This is a genomic window from Mycolicibacter heraklionensis, assembly GCF_001021505.1.
Lineage (GTDB): Bacteria > Actinomycetota > Actinomycetes > Mycobacteriales > Mycobacteriaceae > Mycobacterium > Mycobacterium heraklionense.
Window position 1 is genome coordinate 1 of the sequence record NZ_LDPO01000073.1, and the last position, 249, is coordinate 249.

A 249-nucleotide genomic window follows, 5' to 3' on the forward strand; every position below is an offset into this window, starting at 1 on the left:
TCCGCAAGGACACCGATCGCGACAAGATCCTCACCGCCGCCGAGGCCAAGGAGTACGGGATCATCGACACCGTCCTGGAGTACCGGAAGCTGTCGGCGCAGACCGCCTGATTTTTGCGCGAGATCGCTGATGTCGGCCGGCCCAACCCGGCAGCAACCGCCCACGATGCGTGCTCCGGCGGCAACCCACTGCGGCACCAGCGCGGGGGAGAAGCACCTCGGCCCCGTCCACCTCCCGGACTCCCAGCGC

At 68.7% G+C, this 249-nt stretch carries 1 protein-coding gene and 1 pseudogene; one reads left to right on the plus strand and one right to left on the minus strand.

Annotation, left to right across the window (positions count from 1 at the left end; all coding sequences use genetic code 11):
* Nucleotides 1–110 (plus strand): ATP-dependent Clp protease proteolytic subunit (locus tag ABW16_RS25170; protein ID WP_200900717.1); only part of this gene is annotated, 110 nt, incomplete at its 5' end.
* Nucleotides 111–116: 6 nt separating this feature from the next.
* Here the strand turns inward: ABW16_RS25170 and ABW16_RS27680 are convergent.
* Nucleotides 117–249: pseudogene (locus ABW16_RS27680) on the minus strand (homocysteine S-methyltransferase family protein); the annotation flags it as partial.